We start from the raw sequence: 20,979 nt of genomic DNA, 5'->3' as shown, positions 1-20,979 counted from the left end.
GGGTGGTCAATGGCATCATTGCTGCCCATGACATCCGGGCCCGCCTTCCGCCTCGCGCGTGCCGCGGTGTTCGCGGCCGTGTGCGTGGCGGTGACGGGTCTCGGACACGCCCTGATGTCGCGGGCGGTTCCCGGTTGGGCGGTGGGGTACGGGTTCGCCGCCACCACCGCCGGGGCGTGGTGGCTGGCGGGTCGCCGTGAGCGCGGTGCCCCGGCGGTCATGGTGGCGACCGTGGGGGCCCAGTTCGCCCTGCACGGCTGGTTCAGCCTCGCCCAGGCCTTTGCGGCCGCCCCCGCCGATATGACGGCCGGCCACCGGTCTTCGGCCGCTGCGGCCGCGATGCCCATGAGCACCGCCGCCATGGGCGGCTGGTCCACCGGCATGGTCTCCGCCCACGCCCTGGCCGCGGTCCTGTGCGGGCTGTGGTTGTGGCGCGGTGAGGCCGCGGCCTTCCAACTCGGCCGATCCCTGGCCGCTTTCGTCTTCGCTCCACTGCGCCGGGCCTCGCACGTCCGAGCCGTCGTCACCTCACCCGCCCCCGCGACGCCTGCGTCCTTCCACGTCCCCCCACGCCTGGACCACCAGGCGACCCTGTGGCACAGCGTCACACGGCGCGGCCCCCCGCAGCCGGCGATCTGATCCTGACCGTCCGTCACGCCCCGTCGTGGTGACGGACGCAGTCCGGCGTGCCCACGTACACCGTCCGCCCGGCGCATCCACGCGCGCCCGGTGCCGGAACGGCGGGCCCGTCACGCCGTACCGCCGTGAAGGCGGACCGAATCGTCGACTTCACGAGCGCCCGCGCCCAGCGCGCCGGGCGCCGATTGGGGATGCACGCATGACTTCGACACAGGAACAAACGCCAAGAGACGACCGCGACGGAGCCGCGGTGGCCGTCGCGGAGGCCGACGGCCCCGCCGTACCGCGGCCCACCTCGGGGACCGGTCCCGTACAACCCGGCCGTTCGTGGAAGGGCGTCCGGGCGCTGCTCGTACGGCTGCACTTCTACGCGGGGGTGTTCGTCGCCCCCTTCCTGCTCGTGGCCGCCCTGACGGGGCTGGCCTACACCTTCACGCCCCAGCTCGACCAGCTCGTCTACGGCGACCAGCTCAGCGTGGCGAAGGCCGGCGACGAACCGCGCCCCCTGGCGGAGCAGATCGCCGCCGCCCGGGCGGCCCACCCGGAGGGCACGCTGTCCTCGGTGATCACTCCGTCCGGCCCGGAGGAGACCACGCGGGTGGTGCTGTCGCTGCCGGAGCTGGGCGAGAACCAGCGCACGGTGTTCGTGGACCCGTACACGGCCGAGGTCAGGGGTGAGCTGACCACGTGGTACGGCTCGACGCCGCTGACCACCTGGCTGGACGACCTGCACCGCAACCTGCACCTCGGTGAGACCGGGCGTCTGTACTCGGAGGTCGCCGCGAGCTGGCTGTGGGTGATCGTGGCAGGGGGCCTCGTCCTGTGGCTGGGGCGCGCCCGCGGGCAGCGTGCCACGTCGGCGCGCGGTGCGCTGCTGCCCGACCGCTCCGCCCGGGGCGTACGGCGTACCCGCAGCTGGCACGCGGCCACGGGCGTCTGGATCGCCGTCGGCCTGCTCGCTCTCAGCGCCACCGGTCTGACCTGGTCCCACTACGCCGGTGACCGGTTCGGGCAGCTGCTGGACGCGGCCAAGGGACACGCCCCCGAGCTGGTCACCTCGCTGCCCGGCGGAGCCGAGGCGACGGAGGGCGAGCACGCGGGGCACGCCGGACACGGCACGGACCAGGGCGCGGCGTCGGCGGACCCCGCCGACTTCGACGCGGTCCTCGGGGTGGCCCGCGACGCCGGGCTGGGCGGCCGGGTGGAGCTGACGCCGCCCACGGACGACGCGGCCGCCTGGACCGTGGCGCAGGACGACGACCTCTGGCCGGTCCACTACGACCAGGTCGCCGTCGACGCCGCCAAGGGCGAGGTCACCTCGGAGAGCAGGTGGGCCGACTACCCGGTCCTGGCCAAGCTCAGCAAGCTCGGCGTCCAGGGCCACATGGGCCTGCTGTTCGGCATCGTCAACCAGATCCTGCTGGCCCTGATCGCGCTCGGCCTGATCGCCGTCATCGTGTGGGGCTACCGGATGTGGTGGCAGCGCCGGCCCACGCGTGGCGACCGCACGGCGGCACTCGGCAAGGCCCCGGCACGGGGGACCTGGCGGCAGCTGCCCCCGCCGGTGCTGATCATCGGCGTCCCGGCCGTCGCCGCTCTCGGCTGGGCCCTGCCACTCCTGGGCGTCACGCTGCTCGGATTCCTCGTCGTCGACACGGCGGTCGGGTTCGTCCGGCGGAACCGCACCGCCTAGCGTCGAAGGGGAGACGCAACGTCAACTGCCTCCGGTCCGGCGCGCCCACTGTGCCGGACCGGAGGCAGTTGCGTCGTGTGGGGCAGCGCCGGAGACGCGGCCGCCACCGAACGTGACGGGAGCCGGGCGCAGCGTCCCCTCACCGCGCTCACCCACATGCGACGTCCCGGCCGGGCGGTGACACTGGAGAGAGCGGCGCCTGAAGAAGGTGGGCCATGACGACCGTCGAAGAAGTGGTCGAGATCGCGGTCCCGGTACGTACCGCGTACAACCAATGGACCCAGTTCAAGAGCTTTCCGCGGTTCATGTCCGCGGTGAAGAGGGTCGAGCAGATCAACCCCTCGGTCACCCACTGGGTCATCGGGATCGGCCCGTTGCACCGGGAGTTCAAGGCGGAGATCGTCGAGCAGCAACCGGACTCCCACCTCGTCTGGCAGAGCCTGGAACGCAGCCCCTACCACCGGGGCACGGTCTCGTTCCGCCCCGCGGCGCCGGACCGCACCGAGGTGACCGTACGCATCGAGGCCACACGCCGCGGTTTCGCGGACACCGTCACGAGTGCCCTCGGCGTCACGCGCCGCGTCGTCCGCGCCGAGCTGCGCAACTTCAAGGAGTACATCGAGGGCATCGGCGAGGAGAGCGGGGCCTGGCGGGCGTCCATCCACAACGGACACGTGCAGCCGCTGGAGCCGGAACCGCCACGGAGCCGGGTCCCGCGCTGGCCGGTCGGATGAGCGATCCGCGGACGAGGGAACGAGGGACGCACGTCATGAAGAAGGCCCCCCGGGAAGAGCCGGACGAAGCGCTCGGTGTGACTCCGCCCAAGGAATGGGCCGCGGGAGTCCCCGCCGTACGGCACGCGCTGGAGTACTCCCTCGAGGAGACCTCGGTCGCGCGCACCGGAGTGACGCTGCTGACCATGAACCAGGTGGACGGCATCGACTGCCCCGGCTGCGCCTGGGCGGATCCCGCTCCCGGCCACCGGCACCGCAACGAGTACTGCGAGAACGGTGCCAAGCACATCAACGATGAGGCCACGACGCGGCGCATCCCCGTCGAGTTCTTCCGGCGGCACTCGGTCTCCGAGCTGGGACGGGGGTCGGACCTGTGGCTGAACCAGCAGGGCCGGCTCGTCGAACCGCTGGTCAAGCGGCCCGACTCCGACCACTACGAACCGATCAGCTGGCGCGACGCCTTCGAGCTGGTCGCCGCGGAGCTGAACTCGCTCGACTCACCCGACGAGGCGGTCTTCTACACCTCGGGCCGGGCCAGCAACGAGGCCGCCTTCGTCCTGCAGCTCTTCGCCAGGGCGTTCGGCACCAACAACCTGCCCGACTGCAGCAACATGTGCCACGAGTCCAGCGGCACCGCCCTGCACGAGACCCTCGGCACCGGCAAGGGAACGGTCAGCCTGGACGACCTCCACCACGCCGACCTGATCTTCCTGGTGGGCCAGAATCCGGGTACGAACCATCCGCGGCAGCTGTCCGCCCTGGAGGAGGCCAAGCGCAACGGCGCCCGCATCATCGCGGTGAACACGCTCCCGGAAGCCGGGTTGCTGCGGTTCAAGAACCCGCAGAAGCCGCGCGGGATCGTCGGACACGGCACCCAGATCGCCGACCGGTTCCTGCACATCCGCAGCGGCGGCGACCTCGCGCTGTTCCAGGGCCTCAACAGGCTGCTGCTGGAGGCCGAGGACGCCCGGCCGGGCACCGTGCTCGACCATGACTTCATCCGCTCCAGCACCAGCGGTTTCGAGGAGTTCGCGCAGCACGCCCGCGGCATCGGCTGGGAACAGGTCCTCCCCGCGACGGGACTGACCCGCGAGGAGATCGAGGACGTACGGGACGACGTCCTGCGCAGCGAGCGCGTCATCGTCTGCTGGGCCATGGGCGTGACGCAGCATCAACACGCCGTCCCCACCATCCGGGAGATCGTCAACTTCCTGCTGCTGCGAGGCAACCTCGGCAGGGCCGGGGCCGGCGCCTGCCCTGTGCGCGGACACAGCAACGTCCAGGGCGACCGCACGATGGGCATCTGGGAGCAGATGCCGGACTCCTTCCTGGACGCGCTGCAGCGGGAGTTCGGCTTCGACCCGCCACGCGCCCACGGTCTGGACTCCGTGAACTCGATCAAGGCCATGCGGGAGGGCCGCATCAAGGTCTTCCTCGCCCTCGCGGGCAACTTCGTCCGGGCCGCGCCCGACAGCGCGGTCACCGAGGAGGCCATGCGGCGATGCCGCCTGACCGCCCACATCTCCACCAAGCTCAACAGGTCGCACGCGGTCTGCGGACGGACGGCACTCATCCTGCCGACCCTGGGCCGCACCGAACGGGACGTCCAGCCCTGCGGCGAGCAGTTCGTCACCGTCGAGAACTCGATGAGCGAGGTGCACACCTCCCGAGGACGACTCGAACCGGCCTCCAAACTGCTGCTCAGCGAGATCGCCATCCTGTGCCGGCTCGCCCGGCACACCCTCGACGGCAGGACCGGCATCCCGTGGAAGCAGTTCGAGACCGACTACGGCACGATCCGCCACCGCATCGCGCACATCCTGCCGGGGCTGCACGACTTCAACCGGCGAGTCGTCCGGCCGGGCGGCATCAGGCTGCCGAACCCCGTCAACGAGGGCGTCTTCGCCACCGCCACCGGCAAGGCCATGTTCACCAGCAACGCCTGGGCCATGCCGCGGGCCCCGGACGGGCACCTGCTGCTGCAGACCCTGCGCTCCCACGACCAGTGGAACACCATCCCGTACACCAACAACGACCGGTACCGGGGCATCCACGGCAGCCGCCGCGTCGTGCTGGTCAACCCCGCGGACCTGACCGAACTCGGGCTTCGCGAAGGACAGTCGGTGGACCTGGTGAGCGTGTGGAACGATGACGTGGAGCGCCGTGCGGAGGGCTTCGAGGTGGTCCCCTACCCGACCGCGCTGGGCTGCGCCGCCGCGTACTACCCCGAGACCCAGGTCCTGGTGCCGCTGGAGAGCGTGGCCGAGACCAGCAACCAGCCGACCTCGAAGGGCATCGTCGTCCGGCTGGAACCCTCGGGTACCCGCCCGGACGCCTCGCCGCTGTGAGTGAAGCGCCAGCGGGGGCGTACGGCTCCTACACGCCGGCCGGGCGCCAGTAGAGCGAGGGGTCGGGGTGGTCGGTGAAGCCCAGGGCCCGGTAGAGCGGTTCACCGTCCTCGGACGCGTACAGGTCCACGCGGGCGACGTCGCGTTCCCCGAACCAGTCGAGCAGATCCCGCATGATGGCCCGGCTGTGGCCGCGTCGCCGGTGAGCGGGGTCGGTGACCACGCCGATGACGTGCCCGATACGGCCGTTGCGCAGGTGCGGTCCGGGCAGGCGCTGCTCGATGGTGCCGATGCCGCAGGCCGCGAGGCCTGTGGGGCCGGGGACGACGAGGATCCGCACGGTCTCCGCCGCGATCTGTTCCCTCAGGACCGAGGCAAGGGCGGCCCGCCAGTCGCCGTCGCCTGACGCGGGGTTGAAGAAGTCGCCCCCGAGGGTCTCGAACAGGAGGGACCGAAGACGTACGAGTTCCGGAACGTCCCGTTCCATGGCTTGCTGCACACGCGACATGTAAGAACCGTACACAGGGTTGGGGTGTTACGGAAAGGGTGGAAGTCGAGCGGACGGCCCCGCCCGCCGCGCGGGCGAGGCCGGATGCGCGCCGCACGTCAGGCGCCGGACGCGGCCTTCGCCGTCTCGAAGCGGGCGATGACGTCGTTCCAGTTGACGAGGTCCCAGAGCTTGGTGACGTAGTCGGGGCGGACGTTCTTGTACTGGAGGTAGTAGGCGTCGGCCAGGGCACGCCCCCCTCCTGGTCTTCGACGCCGCTTGCCGAGGGGTTCCCAGGCACGGGCGTGCGGCGGATATCGTCGCCGGGCAACCGAGCAGGAGGGGCATTCGTGGACCTGGGCGTCGTCGGGCAGGCAGCCGGGCTGTTCGCCGTCACGAACATCGACGACATGGGTGGGATGAGCGTCTACGCCGTCGTCTTCCTGGTGTTGGTGGCGGTGTGGTGCTTCGCGGGCCGGCACTTCGCCACCCGCCCGGTCATCGCGAAGGCACTCAGCCGGTGGGGTCACATCCTGCTGCCGCTCGTCCTCGTCGAGGGCGGCGCCTTCGGTGTGTGAGGCCGGTCGGGGCTGGTGCGGTCGAAGAAGACGAAGCGGCGCATTACGGTCGTAATCATGACGCAGCCATCCCAGACCCAGTCGCGTACCTGGCTGATCACCGGCGCCACCTCCGGCATCGGCCGCGAGCTGACCACGCAGGCGCTCGACGCCGGCGAGAACGTCGCCGCGCTCTCCCGCAGCACCGCGTCCCTGCACGACCTGCGTGCGGCGCACCCCGAGCGGTTGCTCCTGATCGACGCCGACGTGCGCGACCAGGAAGCGGTGACGGGGGCGGTGGAGCAGGCCGTGGACCGGTTCGGCCGGATCGACGTGGTCTCCAACAACGCGGGATACGGCCTCTTCGGCGCAGTCGAGGAGGCCACGGACGAGCAGGCCCGCGCCATCTTCGACACGAACGTCTTCGGGGTCCTGAACGTGCTCCGCGCGACCCTGCCCGTGCTGCGCGCACGGCGCTCCGGCCACATCTTCCAGGGTTCCTCGCTCTACGGGCAGTGCGCCCACTCCGGCGTCGGTCTCCTGGCGGCGACCAAGTACGCCGTCGAAGGTCTGTCGGACGCCCTCGCCGACGAGCTCGCCCCGCTCGGCATCAAGGTCACCATGGTCCAGCCCGGTCCCACCGCCACGGCCTTCCTCGACAACCTCGACGTCGCGGCCGCCATCGACGACTACGACCAGACCGTCCGCGAGGTCCAGAAGGCCATCGGCGCACAGCCCGCGTCCGCGTACGCGTCACCGGCGCGCATCGCCGCGGGCATCCGAGCAGCCGCGGACAGCGACGCCCCGCCCCTGCGACTGGCCCTCGGCGTCTTCGGCGCGGACGCCATGCGCGCCGCCCTCACCGCACGCCTGGCCGACCTGGACAGCTGGGCCGGGACGACCCGCGCGGTCGACGCGTAACCCCGGACGTCGGGAGCGGACGGGCCCCGGGCCGTCGGCCCGGGGCCCGCGCGTGGAGCGGAGTGCCTACGCGGTGGTGCGGTAGGCGCGGTAGATCGTCTGCTGCGCGGTGTTGCCGTCGGCGTCGGTGAGCACGACGCGCAGGGAGACGGTGCCCGGGCGGGCGGGGTGGCGCAGTTCGAGCCGCTCACGGTCGGTGACCTTGGCCGGCTTCCAGCTCCTGCCGCCGTCGTAGGACACCGAGAACGCCAGCTTGCGGGCGGTGCGGGCGGTGGCCGCGCCCTCGACCGTGAACGGGACGGTGAAGGCCCTGCCAGCCTTGGCCGTGCTGGCCGCTTGGAGCTTGGGCGTGAAGCGCACCGCCGACAGGGGCAGCCACGTCATGGTGTCGCCCGAGATGTGGGCGGAGCGGAAGGTCCACTCCGCGGTCACCCGGGTGCTGACCGCGGAGAGCGACGCGGCGCGGGTGACGTCCGTGGTGAGCCGGTAGGCCCGAGACCCGGCGGGCAGGGTGTGCGTGTCGCCGTCCAGGGGCGTGTCCGAGGTGAACACCGGCGTGCCGTCCGCGTACAGCGCGCTCGTGGCCTTGGTGTAGTCGCAGACGCCGACATGGCCCGCGCCGTCGGAGAACAGCGGCACGTAGGCGCTGAAGTCGTCGCCGAGACGGACCGCACCCGACGCCTTCCCACCTGCGCTGTACAGGTGCGGGCCGAAGACGCCGATGTTGAAGCGCTGCGCGTACGTCGTGCCCGCGGCGTAGGCCCTCGCCCGGGTGACGGTCTGGCCGCCGTCCCACACGGGTTCGCCGTCCGCACCCGGAGCGCCGTACTGGCCGGTGGCGTACTGCCACTTCACGCCCGGCAGGACGTAGTCGGTGACGGTGCGCGGCAGGGCGCCATCCTCCGGGTGGAAGTCGAACCAGTTGCCGCCCGGCGTCAGGGGCGCGGCGACGAGGCTGCCGGTCTTGCCCGCGGCGGGCGCGCCGAGGGTGAGCGCGAGCTTGGCGAAGTCCTGGCGGCGCAGCTTCGCGGTGAATCCGGAGAGGTCGCCGGTGCGGTTCGAGGCCGGCCGGTAGTTCACCGTGCCGTGGGTCCACGTCCCGTTGTACTGCGCGAACGCCTCGCCTGCGGGAAGCGGGGCCCCGAGCTGCCCGACGCGCAGATTGCCGAAGCTGCCCATGTCGTAGGTGGAGGTGTAGCCGGATCCGTTGTCGCTGACGCCGAAGTTGAGTGTGGCGTCGGTGTTCTCGGCCGCGCGGTCGGGCACGGTGATCCGGACGGGCCTGGCCTTGCGGGCGTCCATGACCAGGATGGTGTCCCGGGTCAGCGGGAACTTCGGGTGCAGCAGCAGCGCCAGCTTCCCGTCGTCGGGGTCCGCCCCGGTGGAGACGCGGCCCTCGAGCGAGTAGCGGCCCTTGGGCAGCCGCACGGTGAACTCCCCGTCCGTGGGGTCGGAGTAGTCCCGCCAGATGTCGTTGTCCAGGCCGTACACGCCCGTCGCGGAATCGCCGGTGGGCCTGCCCCCCAGATCCAGGTGCCTGACCGTGAGGTTGTACGACTCCTGCTCGCGGTGCACGCCGATGGCGGTCCGCACGGAGGTCTCCCCGGCCGTCGCCGTCACGGAGCCGCCGAACGTGCCGTCGGCCGTGCCCGCGTGGCTGTCGGCGGTCACCGTGGCGGTCGCGGTGCCTACCGCCGGGATCGTGAGCCGCTTCGGCGAGACGTCGAACATGCCCTCGGCGGCCGGCTTCCCGTCCTCGCCGAACGCCTCGGTCGCCAGGTCGACGGTGACCGGGCGGTCACCGTCGTTGCGGTAGGTGACCTTCTTGGTGACGGGCTCGTCGTCCGCGTGCGGCCACCGTGCGGTGCCGAAGTCCAGCGAGGTGGGGCTGCTGGTCACGTGCTGACGTATCGCCCGCGCGATGTCGGTGCGGCCGGTGCCCTGCGCGAACGCGGCCAGGTCCGGGGTCGGCGCGGCGGAACCGGTGAGGACGGCCTTGATCCGCTCGCCGGTCCAGTCCGGGTGCTGCTGGGCCAGGATCGCGGCGGCGCCCGCCACATGCGGGGTGGCCATCGACGTACCGCTCATCGACACGTAGCCGTCGGCTGCCGGGTCGCCCTCCACGCCCTCCGCGGCCTTCGCGGCGACGATGTCCACGCCGGGGGCGGTGAGGTCGGGCTTGAGGGAGCCGTCGGCGGTCGGGCCCCGGCTGGAGAATTCCGCGATGGCGTCCGCCCGGTCCACCGCGCCCACGGTGAGCGCGGCGGCGGCGCTGCCGGGGGAACCGATCGTGCCCGCGGCGGGGCCGCCGTTGCCCGCGGCGATGACGAAGAGGGTGCCGGAGTCCGCCGACAGCTCGTTCACGGCCTGCTCGACCGGGTCGGTCTCCGGGGTGTCGTCGCTGCCGAGGCTGAGGTTGACCACCTTCGCGCCCTGGGCGACGGCCCACTGCATGCCGGCGATGATGCCCGAGGGGCTGCCCGATCCGTCGTCGCCGAGGACCTTGCCGCTGATGATGCGGGCGCCGGGCGCGACGCCCTTGTACTTCCCACCCGACCGGGCCCCGGATCCCGCGACGGTCGAGGCCACGTGCGTGCCGTGGCCCACGCGGTCGGCAGTGTCCGGGGACTCGGAGAAGTTCACCTGTGCGTCGACGCGGTCCCTCAGATCCGGGTGCGTGGCGTCCACACCGGTGTCCAGCACGGAGACGGTGACACCGGCGCCGTCGTAACCGGCCGCCCAGGCAGCGGGAGCACCGATCTGCGCCGTGCTGCGGTCCAGAGTCGCCGTGACCTTGCCGTCGAGCCAGATCTTCTCGACCTGGGCCGAGGTGGCGGCGGCGGCCGGCGAACGGGCGCTCGCGCCACCGCCGGTGAGGGTCCGCCAGAGCGTCGCGGCCTCCGACTTGCGGGCCCGCAGAGCGTCGCCGTTGATACTGGGCAGGTCGCGGGTGACGCGGGCGCCGGAGTCCGACAGCGTACGCGCCGCGACGGGACCGCCCTTGGTGTAGGTGACGATGAGCGGCAGGTCGGGCCGTGAGGAATCGTCGTACCCGAAACTCACCAGCCGTGTCACGTCGAACAGTTGCCGGTCGGCGGTGCCGTCCGCGATCAGCCGTTCGGCGTCGCGCGGCACGGCGTAGGTGTCACCGCCGGCCGCGCGGGATATGCGGAACGCCATGCCCTCCCGGCCCTCGGCGGCCGTGACGCCGACGACCTTGCCGGTGGCGTCCAGCGTCACCTTGTCGCCGGTGACGAGGGTGACCGTCCGCCGTGTGGCGTCGGAACCCGCGCCGAACGCGGCCCCAGGACGCGATCCGGTACGGGACGCGCCATCGGCCGGCGCGGCCTGGACGACGCCGACCGTTCCGCTCAGCAGGGCCGCGGCGATGGTGCTGGCGGCGAACGGGGCGAAAGCCGCAACCGGCGCTCGTCTCTTGTGTGTCAAGGCATGCCTTTCTTACCGGGCACGGCGAAGCGGCCGGTGACAGTGGAAGGGGGTGGAAGCGGAGGGGATGGGTCGTCGGGCGGGCCACCCCTTCCAGCACCGGACCCGAAGACGGACGCAGAGGTGGCCGCGGCCGGACCCCGGCGCGGCGGAGACCGTCGCCGAGCCCGGGAAGATCACGGGAGTCAGCCCGCCCACGCGGCCGGGCTCTGCCGGGAGTGATCTGCTCTCATCGGTTCCTCCCCATACGGGCCGGGCACTGGTCGCGGTCCCCTGTTACCTGTCGACCCCGTCCGCCGGGTTCCCGATCTCCCCGGACCGGTTTCCTCGCACCCTCGGTCCCGCCCGTGCGCACGATCTGCCGCGCACCCTGCCGCAGGCCGCCGACCCTTCCGCCGCGCCTGGGCCTTGGGGGGCTCGCGGAGGCCCGGGCGCGGCTCCCCACCGTCAGGGCGGCGTCAGGGTTTGCCGCGGAGCGAGATCGTGGCCTGACCTGCGGGCATAGCCTCATTGCCGGACGCGGGCCCGTGCCCGCGTCGCGTATCTGCCTCGCTCCAGGAGGAACACCATGTGCCTGTACGTGTACGGGGAAGACCCCGAACCCGCCGAAACCGACCCGGCTGGGCTTTTCTACGTCCCCGCCCAGTCGGGTTCCGTCGGCTGCGCACCCCGCTACTTCACCGCCGACCGGGAGAACGCCGACGGGGCGGTGCCCGGCATCGACGGGGAGGCCGCCGTCGGCGGCCTGGCGTTGCCGTCGTCCCGGAGTCGTACATGATGCCCACGAGGTGCGACAGCCGACACCGCTGCGGCAACGGCCTCCGAACCGACCGAGTCGCCGGATTGAGGTCCGTTCTTCCTGGCGTCACCTGGGGGATCGACACCGGCCGGACTGATTCCGCAGCGCGCCGACGCCTCCACTCTCGACGTGCACTACGTCCATGACGGAATCTGAGGTCGCGCAGTTCGTGGGTGACCGGCGGGGGGCCCCGAATTTCCGGCCCGATGTCTCGAACGGAGAAAAGCCCTGCGCCCGAGGGCCGATGCCACGGGGCGCAGGGAGTTGAGGCAGCTCAGGTCAGTAGCCGCCGGGTCCGTCGAATCTGAAGCATTCACCAGCCCAGGTGCCGGCGTGCAGCATCCTGTCTCGGGTGTAAGGGCCGTACTGCCCGTCGGCGGTCACGCCGATCTTCTTCTGCGTGCGCTTGAGAGCCGCCTCGGTGGCGGGGCCGAAGTCCCCGTCCCACTCGAGGTTCTCGCCGTAGCACTCGGTCATGCTGACCTGGAGCGCCCACACTCCGTCGTTCGCATAGCCTCTCTGCAGGTGGCAGCTCGTGTTGAAGCCCGAAGCCAGTGGCACCCAGGCCGTCCCTCCAGGTACCTCGAACCCGCCGTAGTTGACACAAGCCGGTGTGGCCGACGCAGGGACCCCGGTGGCTATGACGAGGCCCGCTCCGAGAGCGACCGTCGCAAGGCCTGCCAGGAAACGATTCATCTCACCCTCCCTTGAGTCCCCGGCGCACCAGGTTGCGCTGGGGCGGGCCCGAGGATTCCAGTGCATCCCAGTCAGAGGGAAGACGAGTAACACGCCATTCAGTGGCCGAAGAAAGGCCGTTTCAGAGAGGGCAAAGGTCGGTTGCGCAGATCTTCCGCACATCGGCCATGTGATGGGCCAGTCAGGAAATAGCCAGATCCCGCCGCGGAATCCGACCGGTGCGTAGGCGGTGATTTCCGTGTCGTGCGGGCGGGCGGGAGCCTCCTCGCGGGGTGCCGGCGTACGGCGAAGCCCCAAGCGTGGCAGCCCGGTCGGGCGCGCTTTCGGCTCACGGATAGGCTGCGGCAGCATGACGCGTGCGTGGATCTTGCCAATGCTGCTCGTGGTCTGCGGCTCGGTTGTCGCGACCGGGCTGGTTCTCGGGGGGAGCCCCGGTGAGGCCGCAGCCTTCTTCGCGGGGTTCTTGCTGCTCGCGGGCGTGAACTCGCCGCTGGTCTTCCCCCGAGGCATCAGTGCGTCGGAGGCGCAGCGCCGGAGCGCGGTCGACGGCCGCCCGGTCGTCTTCTGGCGGCCCGGCTGCACGTACTGCCTCCGCCTGCGCGTCCGCCTGGGGAGGAGAGCCCACCAGTTGCACTGGGTCGACATCTGGCGCGACCCCGCTGGTGCCGCGGCGGTCAGGGCGGCCAACGACGGCAATGAGACCGTGCCGACCGTCGTCGTGGCCGGCCGGCCACATACGAACCCTGACCCTGATTGGGTGCGCGCACAGCTCACCCCGCCCGCCTGACCAGCAGCGACGGCTGCGCGGCGCGGTCAGAGCCATCTGTTGCGGCGCAGGGCCCGGTAGATGACGGTGCAGATGAGGGCGATGACGGCAAGGACTGCCGGATAGCCGTACGGGGATCTCAGCTCGGGCATGTAGTCGAAGTTCATGCCATAGATGCCGACGACCAAGGTGGGGAGGGCGACGAGGGCCGCCCAGGCGCTGATGCGCCGCATGTCGGCGTTCTGCTGGACGTTGATCTGGGCGATGCTGGCGCCGAGTATGCCGCTGACGAGTTCCTCGAAGGTGACGATCTGCTCGGCGACGCGTTGCCGGTGGTCGGCGACGTCGCGGAAGTAGGCGGGAACCTGGCCCGGCATGTGCGGGGTCGGCTGCTCGCTGAGGTGCTGCAGGGCGGGGCCGAGCGGCATCACGGCGCGCTTGAACTCCAGTAGTTCCCGTTTGAGCTGGTAGATGCGTGCGGGGTCGACGGGGCGCCCGGGGGAGAAGACCTCGCCCTCCAGGGTGTCGATGTCGCCGTCGAAGGCGTCGGCGACCTCCAGGTAGCGATCGACGACCAGGTCGGCGACCGCGTGCATGACGGCAGCCGGTCCGTAGCCCAGCTGCTGCGGGTCGGCCTCGAGTTGGCGGCGCACGCGGTCCAGGGGCGGGGCGCTGCCGTGGCGGACGGTGATGGCGAAACCGGGGCCGGCGAAGACCATGATCTCCCCGGTGTCGACGATCTTGCTGGTCGCGGTGACCTTCTCGTGGTCGACGTAGACGATGGTCTTCAGGACCAGGAACAATGTGCCGCCGTAGCGTTCCAGCTTGGGCCGCTGGTGGGCGTGGACGGCATCCTCCACGGCCAGGGGGTGCAGGTCGAAGGCGTCGGCAACCTGCTGGATCTGGTCGGCGGTGGGCTCGTACAGACCGATCCACGCGAACCGCCCGGCTTGTCCGTCCTGCCGGTCCATGAGTGCGTCCAGATCCATCCGGCCGGGCACTCGACGGCCGTCCTCGTACAGAGCGCAGTGCTCGACCGCCGACGGCAGCCAAGTGCCGTCCGCCCTGTCCTGTTGCGCCATCTGCTGTCCCCGACTCCTTGTACGAGTTCCCGCACGGCGGCGAGCCGTCGCGCGGTTCGTCCGAAGGCCCGGACGGTTCGTGGCCGTCCGGGCGTCGCGGCACGGCCGGACCTCGTGAAGCGCATGGGCGGGATGGCGCCGACCCTCGATCGCGTGCCTTCCCCGTCCCTCCGCGTGCACGCGGACGCGAGGTGCAGGCCGGCCTGAAGGCCCCACGGACTCCCTGCCTCCGGGCCGGCCTGCACATGTAGAGACCGGGTAGCGCGTCGTTTTGTGACACGGACCGCCCGCGGCCGGCAGTTCGACCTGAGCGGCGGAAGGTCGCGTGGGGTGCTCCGCGGTCTAATCGCCGACGAACTCCACCGTCTCGGTGAGTGACGCCCGTGCCGGGCGGGGGTGACGTGCGGTGACGTCCTCGAACCCTATGGACATGCCGCAGAAGAGAACGAGCTCGTCCGGCGGAGCGAGGACCTCTGCGACGGTCTTGTGGTACTTCGCCCATGCCATCTGCGCGCAGCTGTGCAGTCCTTCGGTGCGGAGCAGCAGCATGACGGACTGCAGGTACATGCCGACGTCGGACCACTGGGGCTTGCCCATGTCGCGGTCGACGTAGCAGAACAGGGCGGCGGGTGCGCCGAAGCAGTCCCAATTGGCGGCGGCGGCCCTCTGGCGCGCCTCCAGGTCCTGGCGCTGGATCCCGAGGGCGCTGTAGCGCTGCTCCCCGAAGGCGGCCCGGCGCTCGCGGTACGGGGACTGCAGTGCCGGCGGGTACTGCTCGTACTCGGGCTCGTCCCAAGCGTCGCCCGCGATCACCCGTTCGCCGGCGCGCTTCTTGAGCTCGGCCAGCGGCCCGCCGGTCACCACGTAGACGTGCCACGGCTGCAGGTTCGACGCGGAGGGGGACCAGGCGGCGGCAGCCAGCACGCGCTCCAGCACCTCGCCGGGGACCTGCCGGTCGGTAAAGGCGCGGACTGCCCGTCGGCTCGTGACCGCCTCGTAGACATCCATGACCAACCACCTTCAATAGCGTTAACTCGCATGATTGACAGTCAAAGGAGGCGAAATGTGACACATGGGTGCCGTCCTCGTCGTGCGCGGAGCCTGGGGCTGCTGCGGCTGCCCTCCGTGGAACCGGTCCGGGCCAAGCCCGGCGTGATAAGTTAATACGAAGGTTCGTTTTTTGTGCGGAGGATGGATCCATGCCCAAGGTCACGCCGGAGTACATGGAAGCCCGCCGTCAGCAGATCCTGGACGCGGCGCGCCGCTGCTTCCTGCGCGACGGGTTCCATTCGACGTCCATGCAAGATCTGTTCGCCGAGTCGGGCCTGTCGGCCGGCGCCGTGTACCGGCACTTCGCCAGCAAGAACGAGATGATCACGGCGATCGTCGAGGAAAGCGTGCGCGATGTCCTCGCCATGGTCCAGAGCGTCGCGAGGAACCGGCCCGGCGGTTCCTTCGGGGACCTCATGGCCGACGTCCTGGAAGTCGTGAAGGTCAAGACCGCCGAGCAGAGCATCGCCGGGCTCTCCGTGTTGGCCTGGTCCGAGGCACTGCGGAACCCTTCGCTGGCCAGGCAACTCGACGATCTGATGGCCCAGATGCGCACGGCACTGGCCGACGTCATCCGTGAGCACCAGCAGAGCGGCACCCTCCCGCGCGAGGTCTCTCCCGAGGCGATGGCCGCCGCGTTCATGTGCATGCTTCCCGGCTACATCCTCCAGTTGGCGATGGACGACTCCGCGCTGGACGGAGTGCCGGGCGCCCTGCGAGCGCTCTGGCCGGCTCCGGCGACGTCCTGACGCACGGGCCTGCCGCAGGCCTCGTTGCCGCTCCGCGTCCGGATCGCGATCCGGACGCGCCACCGCACACATCCCCCTCGCCCGCGGCCCAGTGTCATCTGCTGCCCGGCATCGGTGGCCCGACGGGGCCATGCACGCCCGTCCCGCATCCGGCTGTACCGGCGCGCCCCGGCGGCGAGCGGGTAGTCCCCTGGCTCCGACGACCAGCCGGTCGTCGGAGCCAGGGGACTACCCACCTCGTACGGTCACGCGGATACGTGACGCCTGGTCAGAAGACCTATTCGCAGGCGTGGTTGTTGCCCCTCCGCACGCACCGATCCTCCGGCTGGGCAGGCGACGTCCTCCGCGAACAGCCTTTCGAGCGGGGCGACGTTCCCCGCCCGGGCCGCCACCAGGAAGGTGACGAGAAACCGTTGGTGGTCGGCGGCCGAGACGCTGGCCCGTTTCTGCGCGGCCAGTCGCTTGCGGGCGCGGCTCACCAGTTGGCGCACGTTGACCTGGGACTGTCCGATGACCTCCGCGATCTGCCCGTAGGGGTACTCGAACGCCTCCCGGAGCACGTACGCCGCCCGTTCCGCGGGCGTGAGCCTCTCCATGAGCATCAGCACCGCGACCTTCAGCGCTTCCGCCTTCTCGGTGCCCAGTGCGGGATCGCTCATGGGGTCGGGCGACTCCGGCGGCTGGTCGCCGACGTAGTTCTCCCGGCGGACCCTCGCGGATTGCAGCACGTTGATCGTCAGCCTGGTCACCATCGTGGTGAGGAAGGCATCGGGGTTCTGCACCTTGGAGCGGTCGTAGGTCTGCCAGCGGATCCAGGCTTCCTGGAGGACGTCTTCGGCGTCGCCGATGTTGCCGAGCATCCGGTAGGCGATCCCGAACGTGATGTTGCGGACGTCGTGGAACGCCGTTTGTGCGTCCATCAGGTCCTCGGTGCGCTCCGCGGACTTCGACGACATGGTTCTTTTCCTTGCGTTCGGTGCGTTGGCCGGCTGTCGCCGTCTCCCGCGCGGAGGCGAGGACGAGCCGCCTTCCTCATCCGTGGGCGGCGTGCCGGGCGTGCGAGTGCGTGCGGAACACCGGAGCGGGCGTCACGGTCGTCGTGGTGCCGGCCGTGTCCGGGGCGACCGCACTCGTGTCGCCGGCGTCGAGCCGGTCCTCCCCCAAGGTGCCGTTCGCGACCGCGGAGCGTCGTCGGCCCCCGATGAGGGCTGCGGCCAGGCCCAGGGCGCTCCACAGGGCGAGGACGACGATGTGTCCCGCGGACGCGTTCCCGTCGAAGTAGGCAGTGCTGCGCAGAAGGCCCGCGCCGGCACCCGGCGGGAGCCACTGGCCGATTTCGTCCACGGCCTTGGGCAGCAGTTCCGGTGCGGACGTGCTGCCGGAGAAGGGGTTCCCCACGAAGACCATGAGTGCGACGCTCAGTCCGAGCCCGGGAGGACCGATGAGGGTGACCAGGCCGAAGCTGGTCGCGCTGATGGCGAGCAGGGTGAAGGACAGGGCCGCCCAGGTGGCCACGTGCTGGTGCGGCAGGGCACCGAGAAGGCCTTGGGCGATGAGGTAGGCGGCGAGTCCCGTCACGGCGCACGCGGCGACCAGGTCGACCAGCCTGCGGCGTACCGAGACGCGACCGGGTGTCAGCGCGATGAGCGCTGCGATGATGATGCTGCACACGGTGAGCGGGAGAAGGGCCGAAACGAAGACGACGCCGCGCGGGTCGCTCGCGGAGATCGGGACGATGTCGACCGTCTTCACCTTCACCTTGGTGATCTTCTTCGCGGCGGCCTTCTTCGCGGCGGCCTTCTTTGCGGCGGTGGACCGGACGGACGCGTCGCTCGGCGGCGTCGGGTCCTTCGCCGCCGCCTTCGCCGCCTTCGCCGCCTGGTCCGCCAGGTGCTGGCCGGACGTGGTCAGCAACTGGGCGACGGGCATGCTCGCGGCGGTGGCCTCCAGCACGGTGACGTGGCCCGGAGTGATGACGAAGGCGCCGTAGATCTCCCGGTGCTCGATCGCTGAGCGCGCCGATGCCTGGTCCGCGTAGAGGTGGAAGTCGAATCCGTCCGGCTTGCCGTGCGTCAGTCCCTCGACCGCCTTCTGGCTGGCCGCGCTGGTGCCGACGACCCCTACGGGTAGATCGCGGGGCGCGATCCGCGACGCGGGCCACGCGAACGCCATCACGGCCAGAGAGATCACCAATGGCAACGCCACGGTCGCGATGACGGTCCGGTGCCATGACTGCAGCCCCGTCGATGGCTTTTTCACGCCATGCCTCCACAAAGACGAATGATCATTTTATTTACTGCTCCAGTGTGGGGTTGTCGCGGGAAAACGTCAAGCCGAACATTCGTTTTCTTTTTGCCAAGAAGGTGCCGCACCGGGCGGGACCTGCTCGGCTACGTCTTCCGGACCGTCGTGGTTTCACCGGCGGGTGCCCCGCCGTCGTGAGGGGTGAGGGCCAGGTTCCCGTCCGCGCCCAGCAACACCGCGATGGCGCCCACGATCAGCGCGGCACGTCGCCGCAGGCGCGGTAGCGCGGTGAGCGTGCCGCACGGGTGGTGGGCGTGGCCCGCCCGGTCGCCCGGCCCCGTCGCCGGGTCGTCGGCCTCGGTCCCGTCCTCGTCGCTCATCGCCCCGGCCAGTCGGGCAGCAGCCGGGCCGGGCCCTCCAGGTGCACCCGGCACTTCGTGCGCGCCGGGATCGGCAGATCCCACAGACCCGCGAAGAAGTGCACGTCGACGGCTGCGGCACGGCCCGAGTCCGCGTCTGCGACGTGCGGGAGCGTGTCCGCGATGTCGAACCGTACGAGGGGCACGACGTCGGTGATGCCGTTGAGCGTGAGCACCGCGATGAGTGCCTGCGGGGCGGTGGTCCCGTCGTGGCGGTGGTTCCGGACCAGCCGGAGCTCCCCCGTGGATCCGGCGAGGTGGCGCCCCACGTCCGTCCGGGGCCACCACGAGCGTCGCGGCCGGCCGTCCTCGACGGCGTCCGGTATCCGGAACCGCACCAGACCCCCGGTCGGTCCCTCGGCGTCGTCGCCGACGAGGAAGACATCCCCCAAGTGCAACGTGAGGTGTGAGGCGGTCTGCCCCGGGCGCCGACTGCGCAGCCAGCCACCGGCCTTCCCGGTGCCATGTCCGCTGTCGGGTGTCGTGCGCGAGACGCTCGGGCGATCTCCGTCGCCCGGAAGTGACGGTAGGGGGGAGTGGGGCATGTCGGACTGCCTTGGGGGGAGTTGCGAGTGGGGATCCGGGTGGTCCGGCCGGACACGGCGTGCGCCGCTCCGGGCGGAACGTTCGGCGGACACGAGAGCGGTCAACGAGCCGAAGAGCACGATGAGGAGGGCGCCCGCGACGGCGTCGGCGAGATAGTGGTTGCCCGTCGCGACGACCACGAGAGTGGTCAGTACGGGGTAGGCGAGGCCGCAGCCCCGAAGCGTCTTCCGGCGGGAATGCCGGAAGAGGAGCCACCCCGACCACACCGCCCAGCCGACGTGGAGCGACGGCATGGCCGCGTACTCGTTCACGAGGCTGCCGAGTCCCTGCGGCGCGCTGGTCTCGCCGCTCCACCACCCCCAATGCTCGACGTCGGCCACGATGTCGTGGATGCCGCCGTCGCTCAGCAGACGGGGCGGCGTGGTCGGGAAACGCCAGTACGCGACGAGCGCGGCCAGTGTCACCGTGGCGAGCCAGGTGCGTGCGCCGCGGTAGTGCGTGGGGTGCCTGCGGTAGAGCCATATGAGGACGGCAGGCGTGACGACGTAGTGCAGCGTGGCGTAGAAGTACGCGGCGGCGACGGCCAGGACCGGCAGCTGGTGCAGCACCTGGTTGAGGGGCTGCTCCGGTGCCATGTGTACGGCGTTCTCCCAGCGCTGGATGCTCCGGCCGTTGCCGTCCGCGCTGGCGTCCCAGCCCCGCTGCAGCCCGCGGGTGGTTTCGTAGACCGCGTAGAGCACCCCGACCAGCAGCAGTTCCGCCCACCACCGCGGCGCGCGGCTGTTCGGCGGACGTGAGGTGCGGGGGAGCAACTGCCTGATGAAGCGGGCCGTGTTGGCCATCGGACGTCCTCAGGCCATCGCCGCGGGCTGCCGGGCGAGCCAGTCCCGGGTGAGCGAGTAGCCCGTCTGGAGCAGCCGCGGGGTGTCGTGGAAGTCGATGAGGCTGACCACGGGCGTGGTGGCGGCCGGCAGCCGTATAACCGACCCGCGCACCGCCGCCACGTCCCGGCGTTCCCGCTCCTCCAGCATCTTTCCCACCGCCTGGTAGGCGGCGAGCAGGGCCGTCCGTGCCCGGCGGCCGGTCTGTTCGGAGACGGCGGCGGGCAGGAGGTAGATGGTCGTCGCACCCAGTGCCTCCGCCTGGAGAACGGGCGTGTCCGCCGATACGGCGCCGTCGATGAGGTGACGCTGCCCGACGCGCACAGGGGGGTACAGGCCCGGGACGGCCGCTGAGGCCAGCAGGGCCGATACGGCGTCGCCCCGGGAGAGGACCACCGCGGCGCCGGTCTCCACGTCGGTCGCCACGACGTGCACCGGCACGTCGACGTCTTCGAGCCGGTCGACGCCGACCCCGCACCTCAGTACCTGCCGCAGCGCGGTGCTCGAGACCGCGGCCTCGCCGTGACCCAGCGCGGCCCGGATCACGGTCCATGGCGAAATCGGCGCCACGTGCCGCCGCTTGATGTTCAGCCACAGCGTTTCCAGCCGGTCGACGCCCTCGGCGGTCGGGTCGGCCGCGAAAGCCGCGCCGTTGAGCGCGCCGGCCGAGGACCCGACGATGAGATCGGGCGTGATGCCCGCGTGTGTGAGCGCCCGCAAGGCGCCGACCTGCGACGCGCAGAGGCTGCCACCGCCCTGGAGCACGAAGGCCACGGTTTCGGGCGGGGTGGGCCCGGTTGGCAAAGGTGAGGCGGAAGCCCCGCCATCCCGCGCAACCCGGCATGCGGTCACAGCCGACCCCGAGGTGTGCACGGTTTCCACGGCGCCTCCTCCCTTTCCGAGAACAACCATTCCTTTTTG

General features: G+C 71.1%; 19 protein-coding genes and 1 pseudogene. 9 read left to right on the top strand and 11 right to left on the bottom strand.

The genetic code is table 11. From position 1 onward, the window contains the following. Nucleotides 1-27: 27 nt before the first annotated feature. The 4 genes from PV350_RS00790 (at nucleotide 28) to PV350_RS00775 (ending at nucleotide 5,414) form a co-directional block, all read left to right on the top strand. The gene (locus tag PV350_RS00790; RefSeq protein ID WP_500332498.1) at nucleotides 28-639 is read left to right on the top strand and encodes a hypothetical protein; all 612 of its coding nucleotides are present in this window, start codon (nucleotides 28-30) and stop codon (nucleotides 637-639) included. 199 nt (nucleotides 640-838) lie between these two features. Beyond that, nucleotides 839-2,332, top strand: coding sequence for a PepSY-associated TM helix domain-containing protein (locus PV350_RS00785; protein WP_500332497.1), 1,494 nt, complete (start codon nucleotides 839-841; stop codon nucleotides 2,330-2,332). Between the two features lie 215 nt (nucleotides 2,333-2,547). After that, nucleotides 2,548-3,066 carry an SRPBCC family protein gene (locus PV350_RS00780; RefSeq protein WP_499509759.1) on the top strand — a complete coding sequence of 173 codons (519 nt, stop codon included), beginning with the start codon at nucleotides 2,548-2,550 and terminating at the stop codon, nucleotides 3,064-3,066. Between the two features lie 35 nt (nucleotides 3,067-3,101). Continuing rightward, the gene (locus PV350_RS00775) at nucleotides 3,102-5,414 is read left to right on the top strand and encodes an FdhF/YdeP family oxidoreductase (protein ID WP_499509758.1); all 2,313 of its coding nucleotides are present in this window, start codon (nucleotides 3,102-3,104) and stop codon (nucleotides 5,412-5,414) included. Between the two features lie 28 nt (nucleotides 5,415-5,442). Here PV350_RS00775 and PV350_RS00770 read toward each other — a convergent pair whose 3' ends face one another. Then, the gene (locus tag PV350_RS00770; protein ID WP_500332496.1) at nucleotides 5,443-5,922 is read right to left on the bottom strand and encodes a GNAT family N-acetyltransferase; all 480 of its coding nucleotides are present in this window, start codon (nucleotides 5,920-5,922) and stop codon (nucleotides 5,443-5,445) included. A 98-nt stretch (nucleotides 5,923-6,020) separates the two neighbouring features. Further along, nucleotides 6,021-6,146: pseudogene (locus PV350_RS00765) on the bottom strand (Fe-Mn family superoxide dismutase); the annotation flags it as partial. 105 nt (nucleotides 6,147-6,251) lie between these two features. Here PV350_RS00765 and PV350_RS00760 point away from each other — a divergent pair. Continuing rightward, the gene (locus PV350_RS00760; RefSeq protein ID WP_499509756.1) at nucleotides 6,252-6,479 is read left to right on the top strand and encodes a hypothetical protein; all 228 of its coding nucleotides are present in this window, start codon (nucleotides 6,252-6,254) and stop codon (nucleotides 6,477-6,479) included. Nucleotides 6,480-6,536: 57 nt separating this feature from the next. Further along, complete coding sequence (locus PV350_RS00755; RefSeq protein WP_499509755.1) at nucleotides 6,537-7,379, top strand: SDR family NAD(P)-dependent oxidoreductase; 843 nt, start codon at nucleotides 6,537-6,539, stop codon at nucleotides 7,377-7,379. 66 nt (nucleotides 7,380-7,445) lie between these two features. Here PV350_RS00755 and PV350_RS00750 read toward each other — a convergent pair whose 3' ends face one another. Continuing rightward, complete coding sequence (locus tag PV350_RS00750; protein WP_500332495.1) at nucleotides 7,446-10,826, bottom strand: S8 family peptidase; 3,381 nt, start codon at nucleotides 10,824-10,826, stop codon at nucleotides 7,446-7,448. 568 nt (nucleotides 10,827-11,394) lie between these two features. On the opposite strand from PV350_RS00750, the gene PV350_RS00745 reads away from it, so the two are divergent. Continuing rightward, a complete protein-coding gene (locus PV350_RS00745) occupies nucleotides 11,395-11,604 on the top strand; it encodes a hypothetical protein (RefSeq protein WP_499509753.1) in 210 nt (69 codons plus the stop codon). Between the two features lie 300 nt (nucleotides 11,605-11,904). Here PV350_RS00745 and PV350_RS00740 read toward each other — a convergent pair whose 3' ends face one another. Then, complete coding sequence (locus PV350_RS00740; protein ID WP_499509752.1) at nucleotides 11,905-12,186, bottom strand: peptidoglycan-binding domain-containing protein; 282 nt, start codon at nucleotides 12,184-12,186, stop codon at nucleotides 11,905-11,907. 484 nt (nucleotides 12,187-12,670) lie between these two features. On the opposite strand from PV350_RS00740, the gene PV350_RS00735 reads away from it, so the two are divergent. Then, the gene (locus PV350_RS00735; RefSeq protein ID WP_499509751.1) at nucleotides 12,671-13,108 is read left to right on the top strand and encodes a glutaredoxin domain-containing protein; all 438 of its coding nucleotides are present in this window, start codon (nucleotides 12,671-12,673) and stop codon (nucleotides 13,106-13,108) included. Between the two features lie 26 nt (nucleotides 13,109-13,134). On the opposite strand, the gene PV350_RS00730 is transcribed toward PV350_RS00735, so the two are convergent. Continuing rightward, entirely contained in the window at nucleotides 13,135-14,169 is a 1,035-nt protein-coding gene (locus PV350_RS00730) for a magnesium and cobalt transport protein CorA (RefSeq protein ID WP_500332494.1), read from the bottom strand. Nucleotides 14,170-14,511: 342 nt separating this feature from the next. Continuing rightward, nucleotides 14,512-15,177 carry a nitroreductase gene (locus PV350_RS00725; RefSeq protein WP_499509749.1) on the bottom strand — a complete coding sequence of 222 codons (666 nt, stop codon included), beginning with the start codon at nucleotides 15,175-15,177 and terminating at the stop codon, nucleotides 14,512-14,514. 191 nt (nucleotides 15,178-15,368) lie between these two features. Here PV350_RS00725 and PV350_RS00720 point away from each other — a divergent pair, with 191 nt between their 5' ends. Continuing rightward, complete coding sequence (locus PV350_RS00720; protein ID WP_499509748.1) at nucleotides 15,369-15,968, top strand: TetR/AcrR family transcriptional regulator; 600 nt, start codon at nucleotides 15,369-15,371, stop codon at nucleotides 15,966-15,968. A 245-nt stretch (nucleotides 15,969-16,213) separates the two neighbouring features. Here the strand turns inward: PV350_RS00720 and PV350_RS00715 are convergent, their stop codons facing one another. The 5 genes from PV350_RS00715 to PV350_RS00695 all read right to left on the bottom strand — a co-directional run bounded on the left by PV350_RS00715 (nucleotide 16,214) and on the right by PV350_RS00695 (nucleotide 20,832). Beyond that, entirely contained in the window at nucleotides 16,214-16,924 is a 711-nt protein-coding gene (locus PV350_RS00715) for a sigma-70 family RNA polymerase sigma factor (RefSeq protein ID WP_499509747.1), read from the bottom strand. A 76-nt stretch (nucleotides 16,925-17,000) separates the two neighbouring features. Continuing rightward, nucleotides 17,001-18,227 carry an ABC transporter permease gene (locus PV350_RS00710; RefSeq protein ID WP_500332493.1) on the bottom strand — a complete coding sequence of 409 codons (1,227 nt, stop codon included), beginning with the start codon at nucleotides 18,225-18,227 and terminating at the stop codon, nucleotides 17,001-17,003. 131 nt (nucleotides 18,228-18,358) lie between these two features. After that, nucleotides 18,359-18,592, bottom strand: coding sequence for a hypothetical protein (locus PV350_RS00705; RefSeq protein WP_499509745.1), 234 nt, complete (start codon nucleotides 18,590-18,592; stop codon nucleotides 18,359-18,361). Further along, nucleotides 18,589-20,019 carry a phosphatase PAP2 family protein gene (locus PV350_RS00700; RefSeq protein ID WP_500332492.1) on the bottom strand — a complete coding sequence of 477 codons (1,431 nt, stop codon included), beginning with the start codon at nucleotides 20,017-20,019 and terminating at the stop codon, nucleotides 18,589-18,591. The genes PV350_RS00705 and PV350_RS00700 overlap by 4 nt, the downstream gene beginning before the upstream one ends. A 9-nt stretch (nucleotides 20,020-20,028) precedes the next feature. Next, on the bottom strand, nucleotides 20,029-20,832 hold the full coding sequence (locus PV350_RS00695; protein ID WP_500332491.1) for a patatin-like phospholipase family protein: 804 nt from the start codon (nucleotides 20,830-20,832) through the stop codon (nucleotides 20,029-20,031). Nucleotides 20,833-20,979 lie beyond the last annotated feature (147 nt).

Origin of the sequence: Streptomyces sp. PA03-6a, from assembly GCF_033792765.1 — a bacterium.
Lineage (GTDB): Bacteria > Actinomycetota > Actinomycetes > Streptomycetales > Streptomycetaceae > Actinacidiphila.
This window is presented reverse-complemented; position numbering and strand designations above follow the sequence as displayed.